The 4,647-nt window shown below is 72.3% G+C and carries 2 protein-coding genes and 2 pseudogenes; 2 read left to right on the forward strand and 2 right to left on the reverse strand.

The window, feature by feature from the left end; genetic code table 11:
- A pseudogene (locus tag J0670_RS30605) lies at positions 1 to 363 on the forward strand (hypothetical protein); the annotation flags it as partial.
- On the opposite strand, the pseudogene J0670_RS30610 reads toward J0670_RS30605, so the two are convergent.
- Positions 359 to 1,102: pseudogene (locus tag J0670_RS30610) on the reverse strand (aminotransferase class I/II-fold pyridoxal phosphate-dependent enzyme); the annotation flags it as partial. The pseudogenes J0670_RS30605 and J0670_RS30610 sit on opposite strands and share 5 nt — an antisense overlap.
- Before the next feature lie 7 nt (positions 1,103 to 1,109).
- On the opposite strand from J0670_RS30610, the gene J0670_RS30615 reads away from it, so the two are divergent.
- Positions 1,110 to 3,614 carry an NACHT domain-containing NTPase gene (locus J0670_RS30615; RefSeq protein ID WP_207815020.1) on the forward strand — a complete coding sequence of 835 codons (2,505 nt, stop codon included), beginning with the start codon at positions 1,110 to 1,112 and terminating at the stop codon, positions 3,612 to 3,614.
- Between the two features lie 17 nt (positions 3,615 to 3,631).
- Here J0670_RS30615 and J0670_RS30620 read toward each other — a convergent pair whose 3' ends face one another.
- On the reverse strand, positions 3,632 to 4,549 hold the full coding sequence (locus tag J0670_RS30620; RefSeq protein ID WP_207815021.1) for an undecaprenyl-diphosphate phosphatase: 918 nt from the start codon (positions 4,547 to 4,549) through the stop codon (positions 3,632 to 3,634).
- Positions 4,550 to 4,647 lie beyond the last annotated feature (98 nt).

The following is a 4,647-nucleotide window of genomic DNA, read 5'->3' on the forward strand; positions in this document are numbered from 1 at the left end:
GACTACGACGGCGAGTTCCGCTACGACCGGCAGCCGCTCGGCGCGATGCAGGCGCTCGACCCGGAACGGGTGGTGTACGCCGGGACGGCCGCCAAGAGCCTCGCCCCGGGGCTGCGGCTCGCCTGGCTGGCCCTGCCGGACGCGCTGGTCGAACCGGTCGCCCGGCTGAAGGTGCTGACCGACACCATGTCCCCGGTGATCGAACAGCTGACCCTCGCCGAACTGATCACCTCCGGGACGTACGACCGGCACGTGCGCCGCTGCCGCCTGCACTACCGGCGCCGCAGCGGGCGTCGAGGAGGTCGACCCGGGCGCCCTGCTCGTCCAGCGGCAGCGGCACGGTGGACAGCCCGGCCGCCCTGATCAGCGCGTGCTGCGGCGGCAGCCCGTACGCCTCGACCGCGAGCGACCGCGCCCCGCGCTCCCGCAGGGCCGCGCAGAGCAGGCCGAGGCCCTGCTGGACGCCGTTGCAGATGAGCAGGTGGTCCGGGTCGGTGCGCACGCCGCGGACCCGGGCCAGGTAGTGGGTGAGCGCCTCGCGCAGTTCGATCCGGCCGAGCGGGCCGCCGTAGCCGAGGGCCTCGTGCGGCGCGGTGGCGAGGGCGCGGCGGGTGGCGGCGAGCCAGGCGGTGCGGGGGAACAGCGAGAGGTCGGGGCGTCCGGACATCAGGTCGTGCCGGACGGCCCGCCGCCGGGGGCCCACGGGGGCGGACCGTTCGCCGCGGACGGGGACCGCCCGCCGGGCGACCGTGGTGCCGGAGCCCTGCCGGGAGGCGAGCCAGCCTTCGGCGGTGAGCTGGCCGTACGCCTCGACCACGGTGTTGCGGGCGATGCCGAGGTCCTCGCCGAGGGCCCGGGAGGACGGCAGCCGGGTCCCGGGCGCGAGCCGCCCGTCCTGGACGGCCTCCCGCAGGGCGTCCTCCAGCGCGGCCCGCAGCCCGGCACCGGCGGCCCGCCGCTCGCCGAGGTCCAGGTGCAGGTCGCCGCCGAAGGAGGTCCAGGAGGTGCTCACGGAAGAAATCAACCACACCCGGCGGTAGGGGTTCCAGCGGTGCCGGGCCCGTTGGAACGCCCTGGGGCGGACCGGCCGCGCTGGCATCATGAGCGCCGTGACCGACGAGGTTCAGAACAGCGTTTCGAACTCGACCGTGGGTGGAGATCTCATCCAGGCGAGCACCGTCAACTTCTACGCCGCCTCGCCTGTGGAGCCTGCGGAGCATGCGGCGCTGGCCGAGCTCGCCGGCGAGGTCGGTGCCCAGTGGGGAGCCGAAGCGAAGCTGATCGGTGTGGAGGAGAGCACCGGGATCGCGGTGGAATGGGCGGCCGACTGGGCTCCTGCACAGCCGGCCGGGGGCCGCCGCGAGCTGGTCGGCGCGTCCGAGGTCGTCGCGAAGGTCCGCGACTCGCTGTCGTACCGCCTGGTGATCACCGGACCCGCCGGGGCGGGAAAGTCGGCGCTCGCCGTCCAGTTGCTGCTCGGACTGTTGAAGGACCGCAAACCCGCGCAGCCCGTTCCGGTCCTCTTCCTGCTGTCGGAATGGAATCCCGCGAAGAAGCGTCTCGACCGGTGGCTCACCCAGCGGATCGTCGAGGACTACGGCCGCCCGGGATCGAAACTCGACGAAAGGACCGTCGGAAAGCTGCTGGGCCGAGGGCTGATCGTCCCCGTCCTGGACGGGCTGGACGAGCTCGCGCCGTCCAAGCAGCTGAAGGCGTTGAAGGCGCTGAGGAAGGCCTGCGGGCAGACCGCGCCACTGGTCCTGACGTCCCGCCCGGAGGAGTACGAGAAGGCCGCACGCGACCGCGTCCTGCGCGCGATGCCCGTCCTGCGGGCGCGTCCGGTCTCCACCGGGGCCGCCGAGTCCTATCTGAGGAGGTCCTGCCACCCCGACCGGCTCGCGGCCTGGCAGCCGGTCTTCGACGAGCTGGAGCGGAACCCGGGCGGGACCATCGCGACGGTGCTCTCCTCGCCGTTGATGCTGTGGCTGGCCCAGGTCGGGTACGAGGACGGGAAGTCCGACCCCGGGGACCTGCTGGACCCGGAGCGCCCGGCCCGGAAGGACGTCGAGGGGCACCTCCTGGACCAGTTCCTCCGGGTGAAGTTCGACGGTGAACCCCCGTCGCCGTTCGACCCCCGGCTGGTGGGCCGCTGGGATCACAGGAGCGCCGTCGGGTACCTCCGCTTCCTGGCGCGACAGCTCAACCGGGACCGGAGCAGGAACCTCGCCTGGTGGCGACTGCGGAGTCCGCTGACGGCGCCCGCGGTGTGGGGGCTCGTGGTCGTGACCGCGGCGGCCCTGGCCGGTGCGGCGGCGGGTCAGGTACTCGCGTTGCTGCTCTGGGCGGTCGGGCGTGCGGACTACGAGCAGGCCGCCAGCGCGGCGAGCATCATCGGATCGACCTCGATCCTGACGGCTGTGGCCGGCGGCTTCCTTGCGGCCTACTTCTTCGGCGGCTTCGACGGACGCCCGCGAAAGCCCGCAGGAAGACGGGCCCATGTCCTCCTGGTCCTGCTCGTGGCGATGGTGGGTGGCCTTGCCGCCACGACTCGGGTGAACCTGTCCGCCGTGCTCGCCGTGGTCCTTCCGTCGCTCGCCGGTGTCGTGCTGTCGACGCCGGTCGAGTCCGGTGCGATGGCCGTCCCGAAGACCCTGCTGGCCGGTGAGCGGCGGACGGCACGGGCGAAGGCGTTCCTGGTCGCTCCGGCGATCGCGGGAAGCGTGGTCTTCGGCATCGGAACGGGAGGGTCCGATGCGGTCGTCGTCGTGGGGGCCCTCCTGGACGGCTGGTTGTGTGCGGCGGTGGTACTGGCCGGGCTCAGCGGGTGGTGGCGGTGGAACGCCACCTGGTGGTTCCTGGCGCGACGCGGGAAGCTGCCTCGGCGGACGCTCGAATTCCTGGAGGACGCCCACAAGTTGGGGGTGCTGCGCAAGATCAGCGGGATCTACCAGTTCCGGCACGCCGAACTGCAGCAGCGGCTCGACGACTCCTGGCCCGACGAGACCCACCCGTCGTTCGGCACCCGACCGGAGGTCCGGCTGCGGAGCAGTCGTGAGAGCTTCCGCATGCTGGTCGACTTCGGGCTGACCCCGGCGCTGGTGGTGTTCGCGTTCCTGCTGTTGGTGTGGCCGCTCTCGGCCGGTGTGGAGTACTGGTCCGACTGGCAGGAGAGTTGGGTGCTCCTGTCCCCGGCGCTGCTTCCGGTCGGGGCCGGGGCTGCGACGGTGCTGCTGTCGCTGTGGCTGGCGGCGACGAACCTCCGGATCGATGCGGAGGTCATCGAGGTCAATCGCGGCCGGAAGCTGCGGATGAGCTGGGACGACGTGGAGGAGGTCCGGATCGTCGAGCTGGAGATGGCGAAGAAGACCCGGGCGGTCGTCCCGGGAATGCCGACGGTGTACTGCCTGGCGGTGAAACCGGCTTCCGGCCGGGCCGGGCCCAAGTCGCGGACGGACTCGGAGGGTTGGGTCCGGGTGTGGGACCTCGGCACGATGGGTGAGGTGCCGTACGAGCTCGAAGTCGCGCTGTCCCGCTTCGCCGGTGACCGCTGGTATCCCGAAGTGCCGGATCCCGAGCTGCCGAATCCCGAAGTGCCGGATCCCGACGCGGGGTAGCAGGCCCGGGGGGTGGGTCAGAGCGACAGGTAGACCGCGCTGCCGACGCCGGCGAGGAAGCAGTAGACGGCGAACGGGGTGAGGCTGCGGGTCTCGAAGTACTTGGTGAGGAAGCGGACCGAGATGTAGCCGGCCACGAAGGCGGCGACGCTGCCGGCGGCGACGGGGCCGAGGACGGACGAGTTCTCGGGCTTGAACAGCTCGGGCACCTTCAGCACGGAGGCGGCCAGGATGACCGGGGTGGCGAGGAGGAAGGAGAACCGGGCGGCGTCCTCGTGGTGCAGGCCGCGCAGGATGCCGGCGCTCATGGTGACGCCGGAGCGGCTGATGCCGGGGAAGAGGGCGAGGATCTGGGCCGCGCCGATCCAGGCGCCCTGGCCGTAACCGAGCTTGGTCAGCCGCACGTCGGAGGCGATCGCCGGGTCCAGGCCGGGCTCGTCGACGGGAGCGGCGTGGCCGGCCCGGCGGCGGCCGGTGCCGCCGCGCTTGAGGCGTTCGGCGCCGAGCAGCACGAGGCCGTTGAGGGCGAGGAAGACGGCGGCCGGGACGGGCTTGCCGAGCGCGTGCCGCAGGGCCTTCTCCAGGGCGAGACCGGCGACGCCTACGGGGATGGTGGAGATGATGAGCAGCCAGGTGAGCTTCTCGTCGCGGGTCTGCACCCGGCGGTGCCGGATGGAGCTGACGAGGCCGCTGACCACCCGGACCCAGTCCCGCCAGAAGAACACCACCAGCGCGAGCGCGGTGGCCAGGTGGAGGGCGACCAGGGCGGCGAGGTAGGAGGAGCCGTCGGCGGTCATGTCGAGGTCCCGCTGGATCTTCCCGCCGAGCAGGGCGGGCAGCAGGATGCTGTGGCCCAGGCTGGAGACCGGGAAGAGTTCCGTCACACCCTGCAGCAGGCCGACGCCTATCGCTTCCGGGTAGGTCAGGGTGGACATCGCGCACCTTCGCTCGGGGGCTGCGGCCGGCCGATTCCGGTGGCCCCCGCGAAGCTACTACGGGCATGTAGACGCCCGGCAGGCCCGACGTCAGAAGT

Source organism: Streptomyces sp. FH025, from assembly GCF_017427025.1.
GTDB lineage: Bacteria > Actinomycetota > Actinomycetes > Streptomycetales > Streptomycetaceae > Kitasatospora.